19 protein-coding genes are annotated in these 21,232 nt (G+C 60.8%); 11 read left to right on the top strand and 8 right to left on the bottom strand.

Annotation, left to right across the window (positions count from 1 at the left end):
* Positions 1–155: 155 nt before the first annotated feature.
* Positions 156–689 carry a hypothetical protein gene (locus LN996_RS09055; protein ID WP_231340065.1) on the top strand — a complete coding sequence of 178 codons (534 nt, stop codon included), beginning with the start codon at positions 156–158 and terminating at the stop codon, positions 687–689.
* A gap of 110 nt (positions 690–799) precedes the next feature.
* Here LN996_RS09055 and LN996_RS09050 read toward each other — a convergent pair whose 3' ends face one another.
* Positions 800–1,417: a DUF305 domain-containing protein gene (locus LN996_RS09050; protein ID WP_231340064.1), complete on the bottom strand. Its 618-nt coding sequence runs from the start codon at positions 1,415–1,417 to the stop codon at positions 800–802.
* Positions 1,418–2,106: 689 nt separating this feature from the next.
* Between LN996_RS09050 and LN996_RS09045 the strand changes: the two genes are divergently transcribed.
* A complete protein-coding gene (locus LN996_RS09045) occupies positions 2,107–2,664 on the top strand; it encodes a dihydrofolate reductase family protein (protein WP_231340063.1) in 558 nt (185 codons plus the stop codon).
* A gap of 57 nt (positions 2,665–2,721) precedes the next feature.
* On the opposite strand, the gene LN996_RS09040 is transcribed toward LN996_RS09045, so the two are convergent.
* From LN996_RS09040 to LN996_RS09020, 5 genes are all read right to left on the bottom strand, one after another.
* Entirely contained in the window at positions 2,722–3,276 is a 555-nt protein-coding gene (locus tag LN996_RS09040; RefSeq protein ID WP_231340062.1) for a hypothetical protein, read from the bottom strand.
* 86 nt (positions 3,277–3,362) lie between these two features.
* Positions 3,363–3,992, bottom strand: a complete 630-nt coding sequence (locus LN996_RS09035) for a hypothetical protein (RefSeq protein WP_231340061.1) — start codon at positions 3,990–3,992, stop codon at positions 3,363–3,365.
* Between the two features lie 6 nt (positions 3,993–3,998).
* Entirely contained in the window at positions 3,999–4,535 is a 537-nt protein-coding gene (locus LN996_RS09030) for a hypothetical protein (RefSeq protein ID WP_231340060.1), read from the bottom strand.
* Positions 4,536–4,642: 107 nt separating this feature from the next.
* Positions 4,643–5,173, bottom strand: coding sequence for a hypothetical protein (locus tag LN996_RS09025; protein ID WP_155854051.1), 531 nt, complete (start codon positions 5,171–5,173; stop codon positions 4,643–4,645).
* A 17-nt stretch (positions 5,174–5,190) separates the two neighbouring features.
* A complete protein-coding gene (locus LN996_RS09020; protein ID WP_231340059.1) occupies positions 5,191–7,110 on the bottom strand; it encodes a hypothetical protein in 1,920 nt (639 codons plus the stop codon).
* A gap of 143 nt (positions 7,111–7,253) precedes the next feature.
* Between LN996_RS09020 and LN996_RS09015 the strand changes: the two genes are divergently transcribed.
* A complete protein-coding gene (locus LN996_RS09015) occupies positions 7,254–8,291 on the top strand; it encodes an LLM class flavin-dependent oxidoreductase (protein ID WP_231340058.1) in 1,038 nt (345 codons plus the stop codon).
* Here the strand turns inward: LN996_RS09015 and LN996_RS09010 are convergent.
* Together LN996_RS09010 and LN996_RS09005 are read right to left on the bottom strand one after the other, a co-directional pair.
* On the bottom strand, positions 8,288–11,005 hold the full coding sequence (locus LN996_RS09010; protein WP_231340057.1) for an aminotransferase class I/II-fold pyridoxal phosphate-dependent enzyme: 2,718 nt from the start codon (positions 11,003–11,005) through the stop codon (positions 8,288–8,290). The genes LN996_RS09015 and LN996_RS09010 overlap by 4 nt on opposite strands.
* Before the next feature lie 28 nt (positions 11,006–11,033).
* Positions 11,034–12,512, bottom strand: coding sequence for an amino acid permease (locus LN996_RS09005; RefSeq protein ID WP_374110819.1), 1,479 nt, complete (start codon positions 12,510–12,512; stop codon positions 11,034–11,036).
* 339 nt (positions 12,513–12,851) lie between these two features.
* Between LN996_RS09005 and LN996_RS09000 the strand changes: the two genes are divergently transcribed.
* From LN996_RS09000 to LN996_RS08965, 8 genes are all read left to right on the top strand, one after another.
* Entirely contained in the window at positions 12,852–14,468 is a 1,617-nt protein-coding gene (locus LN996_RS09000) for a CdaR family transcriptional regulator (protein ID WP_231340056.1), read from the top strand.
* Between the two features lie 4 nt (positions 14,469–14,472).
* Positions 14,473–15,384: a glutaminase gene (locus LN996_RS08995; protein WP_231340055.1), complete on the top strand. Its 912-nt coding sequence runs from the start codon at positions 14,473–14,475 to the stop codon at positions 15,382–15,384.
* Between the two features lie 15 nt (positions 15,385–15,399).
* The gene (locus LN996_RS08990; RefSeq protein WP_231340054.1) at positions 15,400–16,218 is read left to right on the top strand and encodes a DNA alkylation repair protein; all 819 of its coding nucleotides are present in this window, start codon (positions 15,400–15,402) and stop codon (positions 16,216–16,218) included.
* Between the two features lie 89 nt (positions 16,219–16,307).
* Positions 16,308–17,585: a uroporphyrinogen-III C-methyltransferase gene (gene cobA, locus LN996_RS08985; RefSeq protein WP_231340053.1), complete on the top strand. Its 1,278-nt coding sequence runs from the start codon at positions 16,308–16,310 to the stop codon at positions 17,583–17,585.
* A 20-nt stretch (positions 17,586–17,605) separates the two neighbouring features.
* Positions 17,606–19,072, top strand: coding sequence for an FAD-dependent oxidoreductase (locus LN996_RS08980; protein WP_231340052.1), 1,467 nt, complete (start codon positions 17,606–17,608; stop codon positions 19,070–19,072).
* A 435-nt stretch (positions 19,073–19,507) separates the two neighbouring features.
* The gene (locus LN996_RS08975; RefSeq protein ID WP_231340051.1) at positions 19,508–19,894 is read left to right on the top strand and encodes a hypothetical protein; all 387 of its coding nucleotides are present in this window, start codon (positions 19,508–19,510) and stop codon (positions 19,892–19,894) included.
* Between the two features lie 54 nt (positions 19,895–19,948).
* Positions 19,949–20,563: a hypothetical protein gene (locus LN996_RS08970; protein ID WP_231340050.1), complete on the top strand. Its 615-nt coding sequence runs from the start codon at positions 19,949–19,951 to the stop codon at positions 20,561–20,563.
* Positions 20,564–20,604: 41 nt separating this feature from the next.
* Entirely contained in the window at positions 20,605–21,075 is a 471-nt protein-coding gene (locus LN996_RS08965; RefSeq protein ID WP_231340049.1) for a hypothetical protein, read from the top strand.
* The last annotated feature ends 157 nt before the right edge of the window (positions 21,076–21,232 follow it).

The raw sequence follows: 21,232 nt of genomic DNA, 5'->3' as shown, positions 1-21,232 counted from the left end.
CCTTAAGAGCGCTTCTTAGGGGCATTACGTGTACAAAAACTCGCCCTTACCGGCCGGATCTGGTTTCGACCCGGACCACATGCTACGTTGCCACGAGCCTTTGCATATGGGGGAGGCGATTCCGGGAATCGTGTGGACGGTGACAGCTCATGATCATGCAGCAAAGAACACTGGTGTCGGTTGCTGTAGCTGCACTGCTTTCCGTGACGTCGTGTGCAGCGCCGGCCCCACAGCCCGACGCGGAAGCGAAGGCCACTGTTCAGTCTCTTATCGAGCGGGCCATCGACCGTAGGAATCATCAAGTTGTCACAGGGTTCTCCTCCACCAAGGAGGAGATCAGTATGGATTTCGTCCCGGCGGCAGTTGAGCGTGTAGAGCTTGAGTACCGAAAACTCCACCAACGCAGGGACGCGTTTGCTCCCTATGGCGTCCTTTTGACGGACACCGGCTCGGAGATCACCATCAAGAAATTCACCATCACCAACACCGGCGCCAAGGTTGAGATCTCGGAGCAGACACAGCTGGAACACGGTCCGGTGAACGGCGTGCAAGGCCCCGGCGAGGGGTACGTATACGACCAAACCGTTGAGCTTGAGAGGACCGGCGACGCGTGGAAGATCAGCAGTATCGCCCCTGAAAATCCGGGCAAGCCTTACCCGACGACAATTGTTGATCCAGACACGCTTTAGGCGCTCGGCACTTCGCGTCGGCCGCTGCATAACAGTCGACTTCCGGACGGCGCGCAAAGGCTCGACGGCGACCTCCCGCCGTCGAGCCCTTGCGTCACCAGACGGTGAGGTTAGAGTCCGGTCAGCAGATCCCGCATTTCCCGAATCTCTGCTTCCTGCGCGGTGACGATGTCCTTGCCTAGCTGGACAGCCTCCGGGTTCTTGCCCTGGGCTATCTCGGTTTTGGCCATGGTCACAGCACCTTCGTGATGCGCGATCATCTGCGTGAGGAAGAGCTTGGTCGCGTCCACACCCTGGGCATCTCTAAGCTTCTGCAGGTCCGCCTCGCTCAGCATGCCGTCCATGCCGTGGCCGCCATGACCCGAGGATCCCATGACAGGCACGTTCCAGCTGTTCAGCCACCCCGTCATCTTCTCTATTTCGGGTGCCTGCGCGTCTTTGATCTTCACGGCCAAGTTGGTAATCGAGGCCGGGATGTCAGCCTTCGCCAGCATGGCATCGGACATCTCCACCGCTTGGGAGTGATGGGGGATCATCATCTGGGCGAACATGGTGTCCGCTGCGTTGTGCCCGGCGTCGCCGCTGTTCGCAGAGGGGCTGATGGAGGTGCCGGAACTTCCATGGTCCATGCCTGGCATGGAACCGGAGCCAGGGTTCGAAGCGCAACCAGCCAGGGCAAGCAGACCTGCGAGAGCCGCTCCGGTCACAGTGAAGTGAGTTCTGTTCATGAGTAAAAGTCCTTTGCATTTCGGGCGGCGTGGATAGTCAGCCGGCCGGTAGTCAGCAGATGGTGAATGGATGTGCGGTCCCGGTTGTTATCGGGCCATCCAGTGCTTACGTACGGCTGATGCAGAGTTGCCCGGGTGTAGGACCGTGGGGTTGGTAGGACCAGGACGGAAAAATGGTGGGCAGTTCCCACGATGCAGGGGTGACTTCGCCTGTCGTGGGTGGGGGAGCGCTCAGGGAAGCTGTTGTGAGGGATGGGATGCAACTGGCAGCCTGAGTGCAGGAGCAGGTTCCAAATTCCGTGCCGTGATCGTCGCCAGCCGGGGCACCGCTCACCTCAAGAGAAGAGCCGTGCGCATGGTGGGACGATGGGGTGCCCACTACAGGCGATGCCGCATGAGTCCCATGCGATCCACCTGCCCCATGGGAACCGCTGATGATGTGCATTCCGAATATGCCTGCAATGACGGCCGTTACCAGAAGTAGAAGCAACGCCCGCCCGAGGAGGGCGGCACGAGGTTGAGGGGACAGCTGCTTGCTCATGATGCTTCACCACCTTCGTCCACTTCCAGTGGTGACAGTATACCCCCATAGGGTATCTGAGAGGGATGCGTTATTGTTGGCACTCCTGGCCCTATGCATTCCTCCGTTGTCCGGTGCGCTGTTGCGATTCGCGGCCTAGAATCGTCGAATGGGCCTTCTAACGTTCAGCATCAACGTCACGCTTGATGGTTGCGTGGACCATCAGGAGGGCATCGCCGACGACGAGACGCACGCCCACTTCACGCGTCTCCTGGATCAGAGCGGCGCAATGCTCTGGGGCCGGACTACCTACGAAATGATGGAGGTCTACTGGCCCCTGGTTGCTCGCGGCGAAGTAGAAGCGCCGCCAGCCCTACGCGAGTGGGCGATCACCTTGGAGGGAAAACCCAAGTACGTCGTTTCCACAACGCGGAGCGACTTCCCCTGGACGAACAGCCACCGGCTGGTCGGCGAACTGGGTACGGCCGTTCAGGAACTCAAGGACAGGACTCCCAAGGGGGTGCTTGTCGGCAGCGGGAAACTAGCAACAGAGCTGGACCGATTGGGCCTGATCGACGAGTACAAATTCCTCATCCACCCCATGATCACAGGCCACGGACCCACCCTTTACCAAGGCGGACTGCCCAGCACCCGGCGCCTTGAACTGATCTCGGCCGAGCCGCTCAGTAACGGAGCGGTGGCGATGCATTATCGCCGGGCTGAATGAGGAAGGAGCAGGCACCGGACGACGTGAAGTTTGTACCACTCCACGCGGAACTGCGCTTCAGAAGTCCCCACCCGGGTAGATGCCCTCGGGCAGTGTGAAGCAAGGCGAACCTGAATCGATGTCTATCTGATTTGGGGCCAGGCCTTCGGCAACAATATAGCTCTCCCCGCTTCCGCTGAGAGCGATCATTTGAACTTCATAGGAACCCCTGATGTCAAGCCTGTTCCTGACTCCAAAGAGGCTGCTCTGATAGTGGGCTTCGATGTCCTTCACCACCGGCTCAATGTTCGTTCCTGCGGCAATCGTGATGGTGGTTGAACTCTTCCATTTGTGTTGGGTTTTGTTGCAAGACAGAAGCATGCCCTTCTTCTTCTGATCGATCGAGATAACAGCGTCTTTTGGGATTAGGGCGGCGAGCTTCACTTCCATGGCTTGGGCCTGGGTCTTTGCTTCCTGCCAGGTCAGTTCAGCTTTCATCGGTTCCTCTTGTGTTTTAACAGGCGTTGGCACGGTCGACTGGATTGAACCCGTGTTGGGGTTTCCAGCACAAGCGGCGAGCCCGATCGAACCTGCCACCAGCCACAACGCCATGGCACGGCGACGCGCCCTCATCTAGCCACAATTCCAAGCATGTCTTTGAGTACTTGCTCGTTGTTTTCGTTGTTTGAGTCGATGAGGTTGTGGTTGTTCATGAGGACCTAAAAATCCCCGCCCGGGTAGATGCCCTCGGGCAAAATGAAACACTCAGATCCCGAGGCGATACGGATTTCATTTGGGGCCAAGCCTTCTGCGACGATGTAGTTCTCCCCGCCTCCCAGATCGATTTGGATTCGATAGTCTTCGTCGACATTCCTGTCGGCGGATACTTTCGTTCCTTTCGCCCGGTAGTGGGCTTCGATGTCCTTCACGATCGGCTCGATGTTGGTTCCTCCAACGACCGTGATGGTAGTGGAACCTTTCCATTTGTGTTGGGTGCTGTTGCAGGACAGAAGCATGCCCTTCTTTTTCTGATCAATGGAGTAATCAGCATTTTTTGGGATCAGGGCGGCAATCTCCAGTTCCATTGCTTGTGTATGAGCTTTCGCTTGCTGCCATGTCAGCTCAGCATTCATCGTTGCCTCCTGTGTTTTGGCCGCAGTTGGCACAGTCGACTCCGTCGAACTCCCGGTGGGTGGCCCGGCGCAACCGGCAAGCCCGATCGAACCTGCCGCGAGCAACAACGCCATGGCACCGCGACGCGCCCTCATCGAGCCACAATGCCAAGCCTGTCTTTGAGTACTTGCTTGCTTGTCTTCGCTTGTGGAGGCGATGAGGTTCTGGTTGCTCATGAGGATCTAGAAATCCCCACCCGGGTAGATGCCCTCGGGCAAAGTGAAGCAAGGCGAACCTGATGCAATGCGAATGACGCCGGGATCGTCCTCCCTGATGAGATACATTTCCGAGGTGGCCGGATCGCTTATCTCAACACGAAAGGTGCCTTGTATGGTCCGGTCGCTTGAGACCTCAAAACGATGATCCGTGTAGTGTGCCCGAGCAGCCGTCTCAAGTTCTTTCACGACAGATTCAGCTTCGCTTCCCTCAGTCAGCGTGATCGAAGTCGAACCGTTCCAGTTGTGTTCGGTATTGCTGCAGGATAGGAGAACGCCCGTCTCTTTCTGGACTATGGAAGTAATCTTGTCCTTTGGGATCAAGGCCGCGATCTCCAGCGCTTCCTTTGCCGTGCTTGCTTTAGCTTCCTGCCAGGTCAGTTCGGCTATCAACGGTTCCTCCTGTGTATCACTGGCAGTTGGCACGGTTGACTCCGTCGAACTCGCGCTTGGGTTTCCGGCGCAGCCGGCAAGCCCGATTGAAACGACCAGCATCAACGCCACGGCGCCGCTCCGAATCCTCACCGAATTGCACTTCCCAGCATGCACTTGGGCACGTGCACGTTGTCCTCGCTGTACGAGGCGAGGAGGTTCTGGTTTTTCATGAGGATCTAAAAATTCCCGCCCGGGTAAATACCTTCTGGCAACGTGAAACACTCAGAGCCCGAATCAATGCGGATCTGGTTTGGGGCTAACCCTTCGGCGACAATGTAGTTTTCATCGCTCGTATTGTGAGGGCTTATCTGGACTTCGTATGATCCTCTGATATCAAGCCTGTCCTCGACGACGTATTGTCCACTCTGATAGTGGGTTTTGATTTCTTTCAGGATCGGCTCGATTTTGGTTCCTTCGGTGACCGTGATTGTCGTTGAACCATTCCAGCTGTGTTTGGTTCGGTTGCAGGACAGAAGCATGCCCTTCGTCTTCTGATCGATCGAGATAACGGCGTCTTCAGGGACTTGGGCGGCGATCTCCAGTTCCAGAGCTTGGGTATGAGCTTTGGCATCCTGCCATGTCAGTTCAACTTTCACCGGTTCCTCCTGTGTTTTGGTGGCGCTTGGCACAGTTGACTCTGTCGAACTCGTATTTGGGGTTCCGGCGCAACCCGTAAGCCCCATGAGGCCCGCCAGCAACAACGCCATGGTGCCGCGTCGCCCTATCATCGAGTCACAATTCCAAGCATGTCTTTGAGCGCTTTCTTGTTGTCTTTGCTGTCGGAGGCGATGAGGTTGTGGTTTTCCATGAGGATGTTCCCTTCTTCGACGGTGTTAATCGCCCTAAGTTGGTCGTCGTGGGGGCCGCGGTAATAGTGCTGTTCGAACTCATCCCGATGAATGGGGTTATTTCCATCCCACACCACCCCTCTCTTCGTGATGAGGTTGGGAACTCCCTGACCATGGACGAGCAGATCATAGTAGTACAGGTTCGAGTATTCCGTGGTTGGCTGTGGTTTCCAGTCCGGGAGCATTCCGGCCCCGGCGAGGGAAATCACCTTGTCATATCGGGCTCCGGCGACCTCGGAACTGGTGAGGTTCGCCAGGCCCCAGCTGTGCCCGATGCCAGTTTGCTCGGCACCGTTCAGGTAGGGGTCAGTGCGCATCCCGGTCTCGAAACCTGCCAGTTGCTGCCCCGAGGTGCGTGCAAGGTTCTCGTCGTTCGCCTCACCAATTCTCGCCAGGTTGGGACCTCCTGCGGTGTCCGCCTCTCCGGGGAACCGCCCATCCTTATAGACGAAAGCCACCGTCCCCGGCACGTTGTTATTGAGGTATTTCGAGACCTGCTGTACGCCGCCTTCGTAGAAGATGTTCAGTCCGGTGAACGTTCCCGGGACGTAGGTGATCACATGCCGTGTGTTGGGGTCTGGGGTGCCGATCATTTGCACAATCCGGGACTGGTCCCGGTCATAGAGGTAAAGCCGTACGTCCCCGGCTTCCACCTGCTTCAGGTAGGCCACCTCATTTTCCAGCATCTTTGTTCGGTTCGGGTCGTGGTGTGCTTGCCCGATCCCCGACAACTTCCGGGCTGTTTCCAGGTCTTTCTCCGCCGCGCGGAGCAGGCTTGGCGCGTTCAACTGGTTAGCCCGGACCCTAGCCAGTGCGGGCATCCCGTCCAAAGCGCCGAACATGGCCGGAGCCGCAGCCAGCAGGAGCTCCTGCACCTGCGTGAGCCCGGACTCGTTCGCTGCAGGGTGGGCTCCCGCGTTCATGCCCGCCCACCAAGTCCCGATCTTCGATGGGTCCAAGCCTCGCAGGGTCTGCTGCCATCCGGGTATTGTGGCCAATGCCTTCACGTCAGCCTCGGATGCAGTGGACAAGTAGCCCAGCAGCGCCGAGCCCGATAAGGTCATCGGCGCCGTTGCAAGCACAAGAACGCCGTTCGATACCGTTATCTGCCCGAGGTCACCGCTCCCACCGGCAGCGCGGAACGTGGACGCGATGTCGGAAAGCCGGGTCGCGTCCTGATGGTTGTCTTCCAGGAACCGTCGCAGCCCGCCACGGACAGCGTCGAGATCAGAGTGCGCCCAGGAGCACCTGTCCTCGAACTCGGACATAGCTGCACTGACTCTGTTGGCCGCGCCTCGGTCTGAGCCGTCCTGGATCCTGAAGGTTGACACTGCGGATTCCAAGGTGTCCGGATCAGCGGAACTCGCCCCAGCAGTGCTTCCACTCGCCCAGACACGCAACCCCTGCCGCACAGTGTTCACGCTCACCACCGGACGGTCAGTCTCCTCCATCGACGGGCGCGGCCCCACATTCACTCCAACACCCCCGCCAGCACGCACCCAGCCGGAGGCAAGCACCCACTCCGTCACGTCATCCAAGCGACGCTGCTCAACCTCCGCGGCGCTCTTCGCATCCTGGACCTGACGGGCAACATCTTCCAACATATGGACCAGCTCCGAACGGGCCGCCCGTTCAGCGGCAACGTTCTCCCGGAAACAGTCAGCGAACACGCCCCGGAATTCCGTAAGGGCAGCCGTTGAGATCGACTCCCGTCCGCCGCGTTGATCCTGCAGCGTACGGGCTGCGTCTCGACATGCACCGATCAGACGATCGGCAACCCCCGTGTCGAAATTCACTTTACTCCATCAAATAGATAAACCGCCGACGGCTCCACTATACCTAATGCACTCGACGGATTCTGAATCACTTTCGGAAGACGCTGAGAGGCGGACGAGGGGCTCCGTGGAATTCTCCGGGCCCTCGCGGAGTTGTCCCGAACATGCACAACAAACGGATCGGTTTCCTCTCCTTCGGTCACTGGGCCCGCGTCCCCGGTTCCCTCGTGCCAACGGCTGGGGAGGCCCTGAAACAGGGGATCGAACTCGCTGTGGCTGCTGAGGAACTGGGCATCGACGGAGCCTTCTTCCGGGTGCACCACTTCGCCCGGCAGCAAGCATCGCCCTTTCCACTGCTGAGCGCTATTGCGGCACGGACCAGCCGGATCGAAATGGGGACCGGCGTCATCGACATGAGGTACGAAAACAGCCTCTACATGGCCGAGGAAGCAGCAGCCACGGACCTCATCAGTGATGGGCGGCTGCAGCTCGGAGTGAGCCGTGGTTCACCCGAACCCGCACGGAACGGAGCATCCAACTTCGGCTACGTCCCCGAGGACGGTGAGGACGGTGGCGACATGGCCCGCCGCCACACTGCATTGTTCCGCAAAGCCATCGCCGGGCACGGGGTGGCCGAAGCGGACCCACATTACTCCGGCGGGGCCACAGGTCTGCTGCCCATCCAACCCCAGTCACCCGGCCTCCCGCAGAGAATCTGGTGGGGCGCCGGAACCCGGAAGACTGCAGTCTGGGCAGCAGAGCAAGGCATGAACCTCATGAGCTCAACCCTCCTCACTGAGGACACGGGAGTGCCTTTCGATGAACTGCAAGCCGAGCAGATCCGAATGTTCCGCGAAGCCTGGGCCGCCGCAGGGCACGACTTTGAACCAAGGATTTCCGTCAGCCGCAGCGTGATCCCCATCGTGGACGACGTCGACAACCACTACTTCGGTCTCCGAGCCCAAGCGGACAGCCAAGACCAAGTGGGAATTCTCGACGGCGCCTTGTCCCGCTTCGGGAAAAGCTACATCGGCGAGCCGGATCAAGTGGCGGACGAACTTGCGAAGGACGCAGCCGTGCAAGCAGCCGACACGGTCCTTCTCACGGTGCCCAACCAGCTTGGCGTCGACTACAACGCCAAGCTGCTGGGCAACGCCGCCAAGCACGTCGCCCCTGCCTTCGGTTGGAGCGCGAAAGCCTAGGACGCCACAGCCACCAGCTCGAGAACAGAAGAAGAAGCAGGCTCCACGAACACCCGGTACCCCCGTTCGTGATCGAACCCATGGATTTCACGCGTATCCAAGGCGGCCATGAATTCGAGGGTTTGCCGGGTAATCACCTGCCCCGGGACCAGGATGGGGAACCCGGGCGGATACGGCGTAACGAACCCTGCCGAGACCACTTCCTGTCCCGCGGCCACCGCCGCAGCCACCTCAGCCGCGGACAGGTACACCGTGGAATCGGGCTTGTAACTCTCAAAGTAGGCGGCCCGGATATCACCGTCCTCGCAGGAATCATCCGTACGGAAGCGCGCGGCAAAGGTGCTGAAGTCCGGGAGCGGGGGAGTGGGACGCGGAGCATCGGATGAGGCAGGTAGCGTCCGAGCCCGCGACGATGGATGTGGATTCTCAAAGCCCTCAGCGAGTTTCACCAGGACCTCGATCAGGTACGCCACGGAGCTTCGGGACGTGCCGATGTTGGTCATGAACAGCACCGTGTTCCGTGACGTCTTGTTCACCTGGATGCCGTGATCGTCCATGAGGTAGCTGTGGCGGAAAGTGTCGCCGTCGATCCCTGTCTTGCTGATGTCCAGCGTCAGGCGGCTGGGATCGATGACGAACTCGTCCCGCTGCCAGGCATCCTCCAGCTCGGCCAGCCCATCCCGCAGCGGCATGCTGGAGCCGGTTTCCCTATAGCGCGGACCGATGAGGTCCCGCGAGGTCAGCACACGGAAGTACTTCTTCAGCAGGGGATGCCGGGCCACGGCTTGGGCCACGGACACGGCAAGGTCCGATTGCCGTTGCACCAGGCCGAAACCTTCCAGTTCCACCTGTCGTCTGCCAATGTCCAGGGAAGCCAGAATTTGGTAGTTGGGGGAGGTGGACGTGTGGGTCATGTACGCCTCGCGGAAGGACTCCCGGTTGGAGCCGGCGAAGTCCTGGTCATACACGTGGATCATGGAACCCTGCCGCAGCGAGGTCAACGTTTTGTGGGTTGACTGCGTTGCGTAGACCCGCAGGCGTGCCTTGGCAGGATCCGGAATCAGCCTGGTGGTGAGCCAGGCGTCGTCATCAAGGGGTTCGCCGGTGGCCGGGTCATGAAGGGCAGCGGCCTGTTCCGCGTACCGGGCGGCGTAGGCAGGATCGCTGAAGGAAGCTTCCAGAGCGGCTGCTGCCGCCATGCCGGTTCGACGGCGGTACACCGGATGGGAGCGGGCGAAGGCAAACCACGCCTCGTCCCACAGGAAAACCAGATCCGGTTTGATGGCCAGGCATTCCTCCATGACCCTTTCGACGTCGTAGACGACTCCATCAAACGTGCAGTTGGTGAGGGTCACCATCTTCACCTCGTGGAGCCGGCCTGCCCGCCGGTACTCCAGGAGCCTGCGCTTCAGGCTGGCCAGAGGGACAGCACCATAAAACGCGTACTTGTCCAGGGGATAGGCATCCAAGTAGGACACACGGGCACCGGCAAGCACAAAGGCGTAGTGGTGGGATTTGTGGCAGTTGCGGTCCACCAGCACAACATCGCCCGGGGCAAGCAGTGACTGGTGCACGATTTTGTTGGCCGTGGATGTGCCGTTGGTGACAAAGTAGGTTCGTTGCGCCCCAAAGGCGCGGGCGGCGAGTTCCTGCGCGCGTTTGATGGAGCCGTGGGGATCCAGCAAAGAGTCCAGACCGCCCGAGGTGGCGGACGTTTCGGCCAACAGCAGGTTTGTCCCGTAAAAATCGGCCATGTCCCGGATCCACGGTGACGTCCCTACCGACGCGCCCCGGGAAATTGGCAGGGCATGGAAGACACTGGCCGGGCGGCGGCTGTAGTCCTGCAACGCCGTGAAGAACGGCGTTTCGTAGCGTTCGGCCACCCCGGACAGCAGTGACAGATGCAGGTCCAAATGGTCCTGTCGCCGGAAAATCCGCCGGAACTTTCGCGTCAGGGATCCAGCCAGCGACTCGATGGAAACCCCTGCCACCAGGTAGACATCAAGCTCCGGCCGAAGCCCGGAGACAGCCTCGGCCAGGGCAAGGATTCGCTCGATAGGCCGTGAGTCCTGCAAGTCTGCGGAGGTGTGCCGGACCAGGAACCGTTGGAGGTCGCTGCCCAAGAGATGGGAGCTGCGGAGGGAGAAGCCCGGGCGAAGGACAACAGACTGGATATCAGGGTTCAGCATGATGGCCACCAAGGCATCCTCATAGCTGGGAACCACGGTGACAGTGTAGGTGAACGCATCCGAAGGGCGGCGCTGCGCAGCCATGGTGTTCTTGAGCGCTTCGGATTCTTCGGGCTCAATGGTATCCACCACCAGGACCTCGAAGCGTGGCCGGTCAGCCGGCTCGGACTGGTCAACAACTTCCTCGTCCGGGAGCTCAGCGCGCGGCACCGCAGCTGTTTCCCCGGCAGAGGCGAGCGGGAGGTGGGACAAACCGCCCAGAAGCTGGAGCGCGGCCTGGGGTTCGCCGTCGTCGATTAACTGGCGCAACTGGGCCACAGCGTTGACTCCAGGCTCTGCCCAATACGGTTCCACCGCTGCCAGGAGGGCAAAGGTCCTATCGATCTGGGACAGCAAACCGGACTCCTGGTGCCGGGCCGAGGCGAGCTGCCTGAGGGCGTATCCCAAAAACTCCCAAGCGTCGGCACGGGACCGCCAGGCCCTGCTGGGGGTGCCGATTTTGGGGGACGGGGAAGGGGTGCTCATGTGTTTCACTTTCAAACTGAAAAGGGGTCTAGGACGTCAGGGCGGTGCGGATGCGGCCGCGATACGCGTACCAGCCGGCGATCAGCAGCGGCACCAGGACCAGCAGCGAGGCCAGCACCCAGCGACCTGTTTCCGAGAACCCCATGGTGACCAGGACAAAGGCCAGGAAACCGAGCGTGAGGTAAGAGGTGAAGGGGGCGCCGAACAGCCGGAACGCTGGCCGGGCAACCTTGCCGCTGCGAACCCAGCTCTGGAGCTTGATGTGGCAGAGCATGATGGTGGCCCAGCCGCCGATGATGCCCACCGCTGAGATTTCCAGCACGATCTCAAAGACCTGCGAAGGGACAACGGCGTTCAATGCAACGCCCACCAAGGTGATGACGGCCGTGAGCAGGATGCCGCCGTAAGGCACTCCGGACGCGCTGATCCGTCCGGTGAACTGCGGAGCCGAGCCGTTCACTGCCATGGAGCGGAGGATGCGGCCGGTGGAGTACAGCCCGGCGTTGAGGCTGGAGAGCGCCGCCGTGAGGACCACGAAGTTCATCACGGATGCGGAGATGGCACCGGCCTGCGGATCGCCGAGGTGCGAGAAGAAGGTGACAAAGGGGGATTCGCCGGCCTTGTAGGACGTGAAGGGAAGCAGCAGCGAGAGCAGCAGGACGGAGCCGACGTAGAAGACTCCGATGCGGATCACTACGGTATTTACCGCTTTTGGCATTACCTTGTGGGGTTCGGCCGTTTCGCCGGCCGCGGTGCCCACGAGTTCCACCGCAGCGTAGGCAAACACCACACCGCTGATCGCCAGGAGCGGCGCCACGGAGCCCATGGGGAACATGCCGCCGTTCTCGGCGATGACGTTGAAGCCCGGAATGCCCACGTCCGTCCGGCCGCCGAAAACAATGAAGCAGATTCCCACCACGAGGAACGTCACCAGGGCGCCCACCTTGATCATGGCGAACCAGAACTCCATCTCGCCAAAGATCTTCACGGACACCAGGTTCAGGGAGAGCACCACTACCAAAGCGATCAACGCGATCAACCACTGCGGGACGTCATTGATGGGCGCCCAATACTGGCCCCAGAACTTCACGTAGAGGGCAACGGCGGTGACGTCCACAATCGAGGTCATGGCCCAGTTCAGGAAGTACAGCCAGCCGGCGGTGTAGGCCATTTTCTCGCCGTAAAACTCGCGGGCATAAGAAACAAAAGAGCCCGACGTGGGGCGGTACAGCACCAACTCGCCCAGTGCCCGGAGGATCAGGAACGCGAAGAATCCGCAGACGGCATAGACCAGGACCAGCGCAGGTCCGGATCCGTTGAGACGTCCTCCGGCGCCCATGAACAGCCCGGTACCGATTGCGCCGCCGATGGCGATCATCTGGATTTGCCGGGGCTTGAGGGTCTTGCGGTAGCCGGTTTCCTCTTGGGCGAAAGCGTTCGACGGCGGACTGGCGGCCAGGTCTGTTGGGGAGGGAAGGGTTTGTGTGGACGCAGGGGTGGGTATCACTTCGGGGGTCTCCTTTGACTCCGTTGCCACCTCAGGTGGCTCAATACTCCACAACGTGGGGCTGACTGCTTGGCAATTGCGCCTGAAATTGGCCGCACTGCAGGCAGTCTTTGTGGTGTGTGGGACAGTCACCAACTCTAGGTCGCTGCCGTCGACAACAAATTGGCTGGCGAACCAAATTCAGGGCCCGGCTCTTGTGCCGGGAGGACAACACTGCTGTTCTGAAGGGCCGGTAATGTTTCTCGCTGTGCGTGCCTGCGCACATGTACCGGCGGCGCCCTCAATGGCGAGGAAGCGTACTGCTGAAGAAACTGATGTGGAGAGGAAGCGATAGCTTCGTTGAAAGCCCTGGAAATTGACGACGACGGAGTCGTCACCTTATTGAGCGATGTCCTGGAAGACCTGGGTGTCGGCAACGCCCGGTTGCTGCTGGCCCCGGCAGAGGACAACAGAACCGTCCGCGAAACTGTCATTGTTGATGCTGAAGACGACGACGAGATCCGCCCAGGCGCCCTGGTCATGTTGATCGGCGTTCGCGGGCGTGCGGCGCTCCCTGCACTCCGCCGCATCATGGGGGGCCGTCCCACGGCAGTTGCGGTCAAGGGCAGCGAGCCCGAGTTGGAATCCGCGGCCGAGTTGCTCCAACCGACCGGCATTGGGCTGGTGGCGGTTGCCCCGGGACTCCGTTGGGATAAGTTCGAGAGCATCGCGCTGGACCGGGTCCGTGAGAACGATGTGCCAGGGGAAACCCCCATGTCAGTTCACCGGGACTTGTTCGCAATCGCCCAAACCACGGCCACACTGACCAACGGGCACGTGGTGATCGAAGATCCGGGCAACCGGGTTCTTGCCTACTCCCCGGCATCCAATGACGTTGACGAGCTCCGCCGGCTATCCATCCTGGCGAGGCGTGGCCCTGAAAAGTACCAAAAACTCCTGAAGGAATCAGGAGTCTACAAGCACCTGCAGGCCACTGAAGCGCCTGTCCATGTGGAAGCCAACCTTGATGCGGGTCTTCGTGAACGTGTGGCAATCGGCATTCACGCGGGCAGCCGTGTCATGGGATACATCTGGTTGCAGGAAGGTGCTGAACCCTTGGCGGCCAACACGGACCGCATCATGGTGGGTGCAGCCCGGCATGCGGCCATCGAATTGGTACGCCACCGCAATGAGCAGTCCCAGTCGATGCGCGAGGACCGTGTGTCCGGCCTGCTCAGTGGAACGGCACAAGTCCATTCGCAGGCCCAATCGGCAGGCATCGACCCGTCGAAGCCAGCGGCTTTGATACTGATCTCGGCGGGCGGGCTTAGCCAGAGCGCGGCGGGGCTTCAGCTCCGCAGGGGAGAGCTCTCCAAAGTGGCATCAATCCACGCGGCAGCCTATCGACCAGGCGCCGTCGTGGGGGCGTTGGGGATGGAAACGGCCATCATCCTGCCCGATGTGGACCCGCTGAAATCCCTCCCCGCCATCAATCGCCTGGTCAACACCATTGTTCGTGATGCCACCACCCACCTTCATTTCCAGGTGCAGGCAGCAGTTGGTCCCATCGTTCCGCGCCTTGACGCCCTGCACGCCACCCTTGACCACGTGCGCAGCGTCCTCAAAGTCATGGAAGCAACACCGGACGTGCGCGTGGCCTCGTACAGCGACGTGGAAACAACAGTCCTGACCAGGGAATTGTTGGATTTGATGGAATCGCGGACCACCCTGCGCCATGCAGGAATCACTCGGCTGTGCAGCCGTTATCCGGAATTCGCGCTGACACTCCTGACTTATCTGGAGTTCTTTGGCGACGTGAACAGATGCGCCGAGGAATTGGCTGTCCACCGCAACACCGTTCACTACAGGCTCCGCCGCGCCTGCGAGGTGGCTGGCCTGGACCTGCAATCCGCGGATGAACGCCTGCTGGCACACCTCCAGATCAGGCTTTGGACCTACACAGGGACCAGGGGCTAGAAATATGGATATCCAGAATCTCCTCGATGACATCGTGGGAGCAGTTCAACCGCACGTCGGTCAAGGAAAAGTGGCCGACTACATCCCGCAACTCGGAGCAGTGGACCCGCACCAGTTCGGGATCTCCGTAGTCACGCGGGACGGCGAAGTCTTCTCGGCCGGAGATGCTCACGTGGAGTTCTCCATTCAGAGCATTTCCAAAGTCTTCGCCCTCGCCTTGGTGCTGGCTTCTGACGGGGACCGCATCTGGAAGCGCGTTTTCCGGGAACCCTCGGGCAACCCCTTCAACTCGCTGGTCCAGTTGGAGAGTGAGGAAGGCATACCCCGAAATCCGTTCATCAACGCCGGTGCCATCGTGGTGACCGACCGGCTCCTGAGCCTGACGGGCAACGCTGCCCACGCCGTGAGGGACCTGATGCGGCGAGAGACCGGCAATGCAGACGTCGACACGGACCACGTTGTGGCGTCCTCCGAACTGGGGAACGGCCACCGCAACGCGTCGTTGGCCCACTTCCTGGCAAGCTGCGGCAACTTGGAGAACCCCGTGGATGAGGTCCTGGACTCGTATGCCAAGCAATGCGCCCTGGCCATGACCTGCGAAGACCTCGCGCTCGCAACCCGGTTCCTCGCGTCCAACGGCCTCGGAGCCGCAGGAAGCCTGCTGTTGTCTCCGGCGCAGACCAAGAGGATCAACGCCGTGATGCTCACCTGTGGAACGTATGACGCCGCGGGTGAATTCGCCTACAGGGTGGGCCTTCCCGGCAAGAGCGGCGTCGGCGGCGGCATCGTCGCAGTGGTCCCCAACAAGTGCTCCATCAGCGTGTGGAGTCCTGGCCTGGGGCGCTCCGGGAATTCCGTGGCTGGCGTGGCCGCGCTGGACGAATTCACTACCCGTACTGGCTGGTCCGTCTTTTAGGCGCATTATTGAGGGATGACCCCCAAGGTTGGAAAGACACCTATAACCGGGAAGGCGCCCAAGGCGGGAAACTCCGGAAAGCCTGCCGCGCTGGCGCCGGGAACCCAGCCCACCGCCGTCGGGTTCCTGGAGCGCCTGAAGATGCGGCAGTCCGACGTCGAGCAAGCCAAATACCAGCGGTACTTCAAGACCGGCCAAGGTGACTATGCCGAGGGTGACTTCTTCATGGGCGTGCGCATGGGTGAGGTATTCACGCTTGCCAAAGAGTTCGCGGTCATGCCGCTGGACGAGATCGAGCAGCTGCTGGAGGAAGACATCCACGAGGCGCGGGCTGGAGCCGTGAAGATCATGTCGCTCCAAGCGCAGAAGAAGAAGACCACGGAAGCGGTACGCCAAAGCCTCTACGAGCTGTACCTGCGACGGCACGACCGCATCAACAACTGGGACCTGGTGGACCTGGGGGCGGGGCGCGTGGTGGGTGGGTGGCTTATGGACAAGCCACGGGACCCGCTGTATGAACTGGCGCGCTCGGAGGACATGTGGGAGCGCCGGACAGCCATCGTCGCCACGTCGGCGTTTATCCGCGAGGGCCAATTGGATGACACTTTCGCCATCGCCCAGATCCTGCTCGCAGACCAAGAGGATCTGATCCACAAGGCCGTGGGCGGCTGGGTACGCGACGCTGGCCGGAGCAGCCGCGAACGACTCCTGGCGTTCCTCGACGAACACGCAGCCACCATGCCGCGCACCACGCTTCGTTACGCCATCGAGCATCTTGGCAAGGAGCAGCGGGCCCACTACCTGACGCTTAAAGACAGGGTTTCCCCGAACTAGCGGGGCAGTATGTGACGTTGGATTACCCAGCGTTACCGGGTGTTTCCAAGCCTTTGAAGCATGTTACGGAGCCGCCCTACAGTTTTTTCATGGCAATACAGGACATTTACCCCACCGCGCTGCGGCTGCTCGGCCGACCGGTGCTGGTTGTGGGCGGCGGACCCGTCGCGGAGCGCCGCGCCAAGGGGCTGCTCGACGCCGGGGCTAAAGTCACCGTCGTCGCTCCCGTTGCCACCGCGAACCTTCGCGAACTCGCCGCATCCGGACTCCTCACCTGGGAGCCGCGGGAGTACCGAACGTCAGACCTCGACGGCGTCTGGTTCGTTCAGACCGCCACTGGCGCATCCGCCGTGGACACCCAGGTAGCGGCCGACGCCGAAGCGCAGCGCATCTGGTGCGTCAACGCCTCGGACCATGAAGCATCGGCCGCGTGGACACCCGCCGTGGCCGTGGTGGACGACGTCAAGATCGCCATCAATGCCGGGGGAGACCCGCGCCGAGCCATGGCCCTCCGCAACGCCGTTGCCACCGCCCTGGAAACCGGTGACCTTCCGCTCCGCCGTCACCGCAAGCCGGACGCCGCCGGTAAGACGCCCGCCGGCTCCGTCGCCCTCGTCGGTGGTGGTCCTGGCGACTCGGGACTTATCACGGTCCGCGGCAGGCGCCTGCTGGGCCAGGCCGACGTCGTGGTTGCCGACCGACTTGGCCCGCGGGAGCTGCTCAAAGAGCTTGCCCCGGATGTCCGCGTGATCGAGGTCGGCAAGACGCCCGGCCACCACCCGGTTCCGCAGCTGGAGATCAACCGCATCCTGGTGGACGAAGCACTGAAGGGCAACCGCGTGGTCCGCCTCAAAGGCGGCGACCCCTACGTCCTGGGCCGCGGCGGCGAGGAAGCAGAGTTCTGCCGCCAGAACGGCGTCGAGGTTGAAGTGGTGTCCGGCGTGACGTCGGCAATCTCGGTTCCGGCCGCTGCCGGTATCCCGGTGACGCACCGTGGCCTGGCCAAGGGCTTCAGCGTGGTGACCGGACACGAAGAGTTGTCCGAAGTCCCCGCACGCCCCGATCACACTGTGGTGTTGCTCATGGGAGTGGCGCAGTTGCGTGATTCCGCGGCTGAGCTGGCAGGCTCGGGTCTGCCTTTGGACACACCAGTAGGTATCGTAGAGAACGGGTATTTGCCGGACCAGCGCGTCACCATCGGCACTCTGGGTACCATCGCGGACCAGGCGGAAGCCGTCGGCGTGGCCAACCCGGCGGTCATTGTGATCGGCGATGTGGTCCGTGTCAGCCCGTTTGCACCGCAGCATTTCAAGACCGCTGACTACAGCACTATCACCCCCAATCGTCCCCGCGTCCGCAGTAACTGAGAAGAAGAAGGAACACAGCCGTGTCAATTAGCACCCCCGTAGGTTCTGCGGACCGTCCGCTTCGCGTCGCCGTCATCGGCTCCGGCCCGGCAGGCGTGTACGCAGCGGACATCCTGACAAAGAGCGAGGCCGTCAAGAGCGGCGAGCTCACCGTCAGCATCGACCTCTTCGATCGTTACCCGGCTCCCTACGGCCTCATCCGTTACGGTGTTGCTCCGGACCACCCCCGCATCAAGGGCATCGTGAACGCGCTGCACAAGGTGCTGGACCGCGGCGACATCCGCTTCTTCGGCAACGTGGACTACGGCACGGACATCTCCATCGAGGACCTCCGTAAGCACTACGACGCCATCATCTTCGCCACCGGCGCCATCAAGGACGCGGACCTGAACATCCCGGGCATCGAACTCGAAGGCTCCTTCGGCGGCGCCGACTTCGTCTCCTGGTTCGACGGACACCCGGACGTCTCCCGTGAATGGCCGCTGGAAGCCACCGAGATCGCTGTTCTCGGCAACGGCAACGTGGCCCTGGACGTGGCCCGCGTACTCTCCAAGCACGCTGATGACCTGCTGGTCACCGAAATCCCGGACAACGTTTACGCCGGCCTCAAGAGCTCGCCGGTCACGGACGTGCACGTCTTCGGCCGCCGCGGCCCGGCACAGGTGAAGTTCACCCCGTTGGAACTCCGCGAACTCTCGCACTCCAAGGACGTGGACATCATCCTCTACGCCGAGGACTTCGAATTCGACGAAGAGTCCGACCGCCAGGTCCAGACGAACAACCAGATCAAGACCATGGTTGGCACGCTCACCAACTGGATCGCCGAGCAGCCTGAGGACCTCTCCGAGCTCAAGGCTTCCCGTCGCCTGCACCTGCACTTCCTGCACAGCCCGGTGGAGATCGTGGACTCCGCCGAAACCCCGGGCAAGGTTGCGGGCATCAAGTTCGAGCGCACCGAACTGGACGGCACGGGCAACGCCCGCGGTACCGGCGAGTTCATCGACTACCCGGTCCAGGCCGTGTACCGCGCCATCGGCTACTTCGGTTCGGCCCTGCCGGACGTCGAGTTCGACCACAAGAAGGGCGTCGTCACCAACGACGGCGGTCGCGTCCTGGACGCCGACGGCCAGCACGTGCCGGGCCTCTACGCAACGGGCTGGATCAAGCGTGGTCCGGTTGGCCTCATCGGTCACACCAAGGGCGATGCCCTGGAAACCGTCACCTACCTCCTTGAAGACCGCGAAAACCTGCCGCTGGCCGAGGTTCCCGCAGCTGACGCAGTGGTGGAACTCCTTGACGCCCGCGGCGTGAAGTTCACCAGCTGGGAAGGGTGGCTGGCCCTGGATGCCCACGAGCTCGCACTCGGCGCAGCAGCCACCGAGGCCGGTACTTCCCACGGTGTTGAGGTCAAGCGTGAGCGCATCAAGGTGGTGCCGCGCGAGGACATGGTCACCATCTCCCGTGATGGCGTAGCCGCACAGGTCTAAAACTACGAGGGGGTCACCCCATCTAGCTGCTCCCCGGAAGTTGAGCTGAGAAATCAGTTCTGCCTTTCGGGGAGTAGCTATATCTGGAGCTAGTTCGTTATCCGAAGAGTTGTTCGTAGAGGCCGCCCAAGTATGTGTTCCCTACGCCTACCAAACCGTTCAGCATCAATCGACGACCCAGCTTGGACCAACTAGGGTGGGTCTTTTTTGCATGGATCAGTGTCGGTTGCCAGGACCAGAGCTGCCACATCATGCAGCACGCAGATCGCAATGCGCGAAACGGCTTTTGCTCTTTCGTGACGCGGAAATCCAGATATTTCTTCGAATTCGGGATTATTGACACTCCAGAAATGATTAACTGGTGCAATGATCAGAAAGATGTAAACATTCCCTCACGACGGCGACATTGTAGTCGCCGCTTTCTCAGGGGGAGCAATGAAGGTTGGAAATCTAAAATCCGTTGCTGTCATGGCAATGATGGTTGTGATTCCGCTAGGAATTCCCGCCGCGGCACATGGTGCCTCGGACATCTACTACGCATTGCAGAAACCAATGGCGCAAGGGCAGCACGCAGAGAGCGGATACGGTGGAACGAATGTCGGCGGTGAGGGATTCATGAATTCCACTTTTGGCGGCAAGTTGTACGTCCGAACTCGCGGGGATAACAGCGGTTATGTCTATGGAGGTATTGACGTACCCAATCATGCCCGTACCCGTTTTACGCACTTGCCTGCCGCTTTGACGCACGGCGACTGCTGGTGGGACTACGGGCTTCAAATTCAAGGGACAACAGGGGTTGATTGTGCCAGGTCACGACAATAAGCCGTATTGCATTTGAGACCTGGCTTTCCTTCCCTCTTCCTTCAGGAGTAGCAAATGACTTTTTCATCAAAGCACTTACGCTCGACCGCCGCTGCCACACTCGCGATCTCCAGCGTAGCGTTGGCCATCTTCGCGTCCCCGGCCCTCGCCACTAAAGAGGGTTCGCTGGATCCGGACGTTTTGGTCCCTGCGTTAGGCCAAGAGCAGCGGGCAATGGACCTGCCCCCTTCAGCTGTAACCGCAAGCCATGCCTTGTCTGACCTGGCGAGAGATTCCATGCGCCTGCTAAAGAAGACAGATAGCGCGTCCTACTATGCGGCTGTGAGCTCTGATCGGTCAGAAGTCTGCATGGTCGTATCCCTCGAGGCGCCGGCAGGAAACATCGGAACGGCTTGCATGACACGGGCCCACTTCAATGAGAGTGGTCTTTCACTCCATCTCTGGGGCGATCAGTCAGCCGCTAACGCGAAGGGAGTTACCGCCTATCTGGTGCCCGCTGATGTCGAACTGGAAGCCAACCCGACATCGAAGTCCCTGCGGGCAGATTCGGTTAAGAGTAATCGGGCAAGCGGACTGCTCCTGGTTGAAGGCCTCGAAGACTTGCCTCACACGGTCGAACTGCCGCGAAGCACATCGAAGCGTGCGTTCGTTCTTAACCGGTTGGACTAGGCAACGTGCCCAGCACCAGTGTTGTTCGAACGCTCGGGTCGATGATGGTTACAGTTGCTTGGATACTTGCCCTTGGTTTCCTTTTGATCCAAACTCGAAACGCCCATGACGGGATTATTACAGATTTTCCAGGCAACCCTATTCAAGCCATCGTTCCGAGGGTCGCGTGGGAATACCATCTCGCAACAGTGATTCTCAGTGCAGTCACAATGGGGGTTTTCCGCAACCGTTTCTCGCCTCAGAAATCGAATGGCTCGGTGGCCCCACTTTGGGGAGCAACCATCACATTGGGCATGACGATGATTATCGCCATCATTATTGGTCAACCAGAAACGGAGCTGGGCCAGCGCACTAATTCAATTTTCTTGCAGTGGCTGGTAGAGGGGGCGTTTTCACTTGCATCTGCAACAGTTCTCGGTATTCTCATTTTTTGGAGCATCGCAATTTCGAGGAACCGGTTTCTGGCCTCAGGAGACCCGAGCGATGAAGAGAATCATGATTCCATAACCTGAGACAAAGGGGTGGGCTGACTCAAGAGGAGGGTTAAGTTGGGGGTTGAGGGGGGGGGGTGCCCCCCCATAGGGGCCCCGGGGGCCGGTGCGGGCCCCCCCGGGGCCCGCACCCCGGGCGGTGGGGGGCGCGGAACCCCCCCCCGGGGGGGGCCGGGGG

The organism is Arthrobacter sp. AK01 (genome assembly GCF_021109375.1).
Classification (GTDB): Bacteria; Actinomycetota; Actinomycetes; order Actinomycetales; family Micrococcaceae; genus Arthrobacter.
This window is presented reverse-complemented; position numbering and strand designations above follow the sequence as displayed.

Coding starts and splice junctions, on each gene's coding strand:
- LN996_RS09055 (WP_231340065.1), top strand. CDS start 156: ATGCAGCAAAGAACACTGGTGTCGGTTGCTGTAGCTGCACTGCTTTCC.
- LN996_RS09050 (WP_231340064.1), bottom strand. CDS start 1,417: ATGAACAGAACTCACTTCACTGTGACCGGAGCGGCTCTCGCAGGTCTG.
- LN996_RS09045 (WP_231340063.1), top strand. CDS start 2,107: ATGGGCCTTCTAACGTTCAGCATCAACGTCACGCTTGATGGTTGCGTG.
- LN996_RS09040 (WP_231340062.1), bottom strand. CDS start 3,276: ATGAGGGCGCGTCGCCGTGCCATGGCGTTGTGGCTGGTGGCAGGTTCG.
- LN996_RS09035 (WP_231340061.1), bottom strand. CDS start 3,992: ATGAGCAACCAGAACCTCATCGCCTCCACAAGCGAAGACAAGCAAGCA.
- LN996_RS09025 (WP_155854051.1), bottom strand. CDS start 5,173: ATGGCGTTGTTGCTGGCGGGCCTCATGGGGCTTACGGGTTGCGCCGGA.
- LN996_RS09015 (WP_231340058.1), top strand. CDS start 7,254: ATGCACAACAAACGGATCGGTTTCCTCTCCTTCGGTCACTGGGCCCGC.
- LN996_RS09010 (WP_231340057.1), bottom strand. CDS start 11,005: ATGAGCACCCCTTCCCCGTCCCCCAAAATCGGCACCCCCAGCAGGGCC.
- LN996_RS08995 (WP_231340055.1), top strand. CDS start 14,473: ATGGATATCCAGAATCTCCTCGATGACATCGTGGGAGCAGTTCAACCG.
- LN996_RS08990 (WP_231340054.1), top strand. CDS start 15,400: ATGACCCCCAAGGTTGGAAAGACACCTATAACCGGGAAGGCGCCCAAG.
- cobA (WP_231340053.1), top strand. CDS start 16,308: ATGGCAATACAGGACATTTACCCCACCGCGCTGCGGCTGCTCGGCCGA.
- LN996_RS08975 (WP_231340051.1), top strand. CDS start 19,508: ATGAAGGTTGGAAATCTAAAATCCGTTGCTGTCATGGCAATGATGGTT.
- LN996_RS08970 (WP_231340050.1), top strand. CDS start 19,949: ATGACTTTTTCATCAAAGCACTTACGCTCGACCGCCGCTGCCACACTC.
- LN996_RS08965 (WP_231340049.1), top strand. CDS start 20,605: ATGATGGTTACAGTTGCTTGGATACTTGCCCTTGGTTTCCTTTTGATC.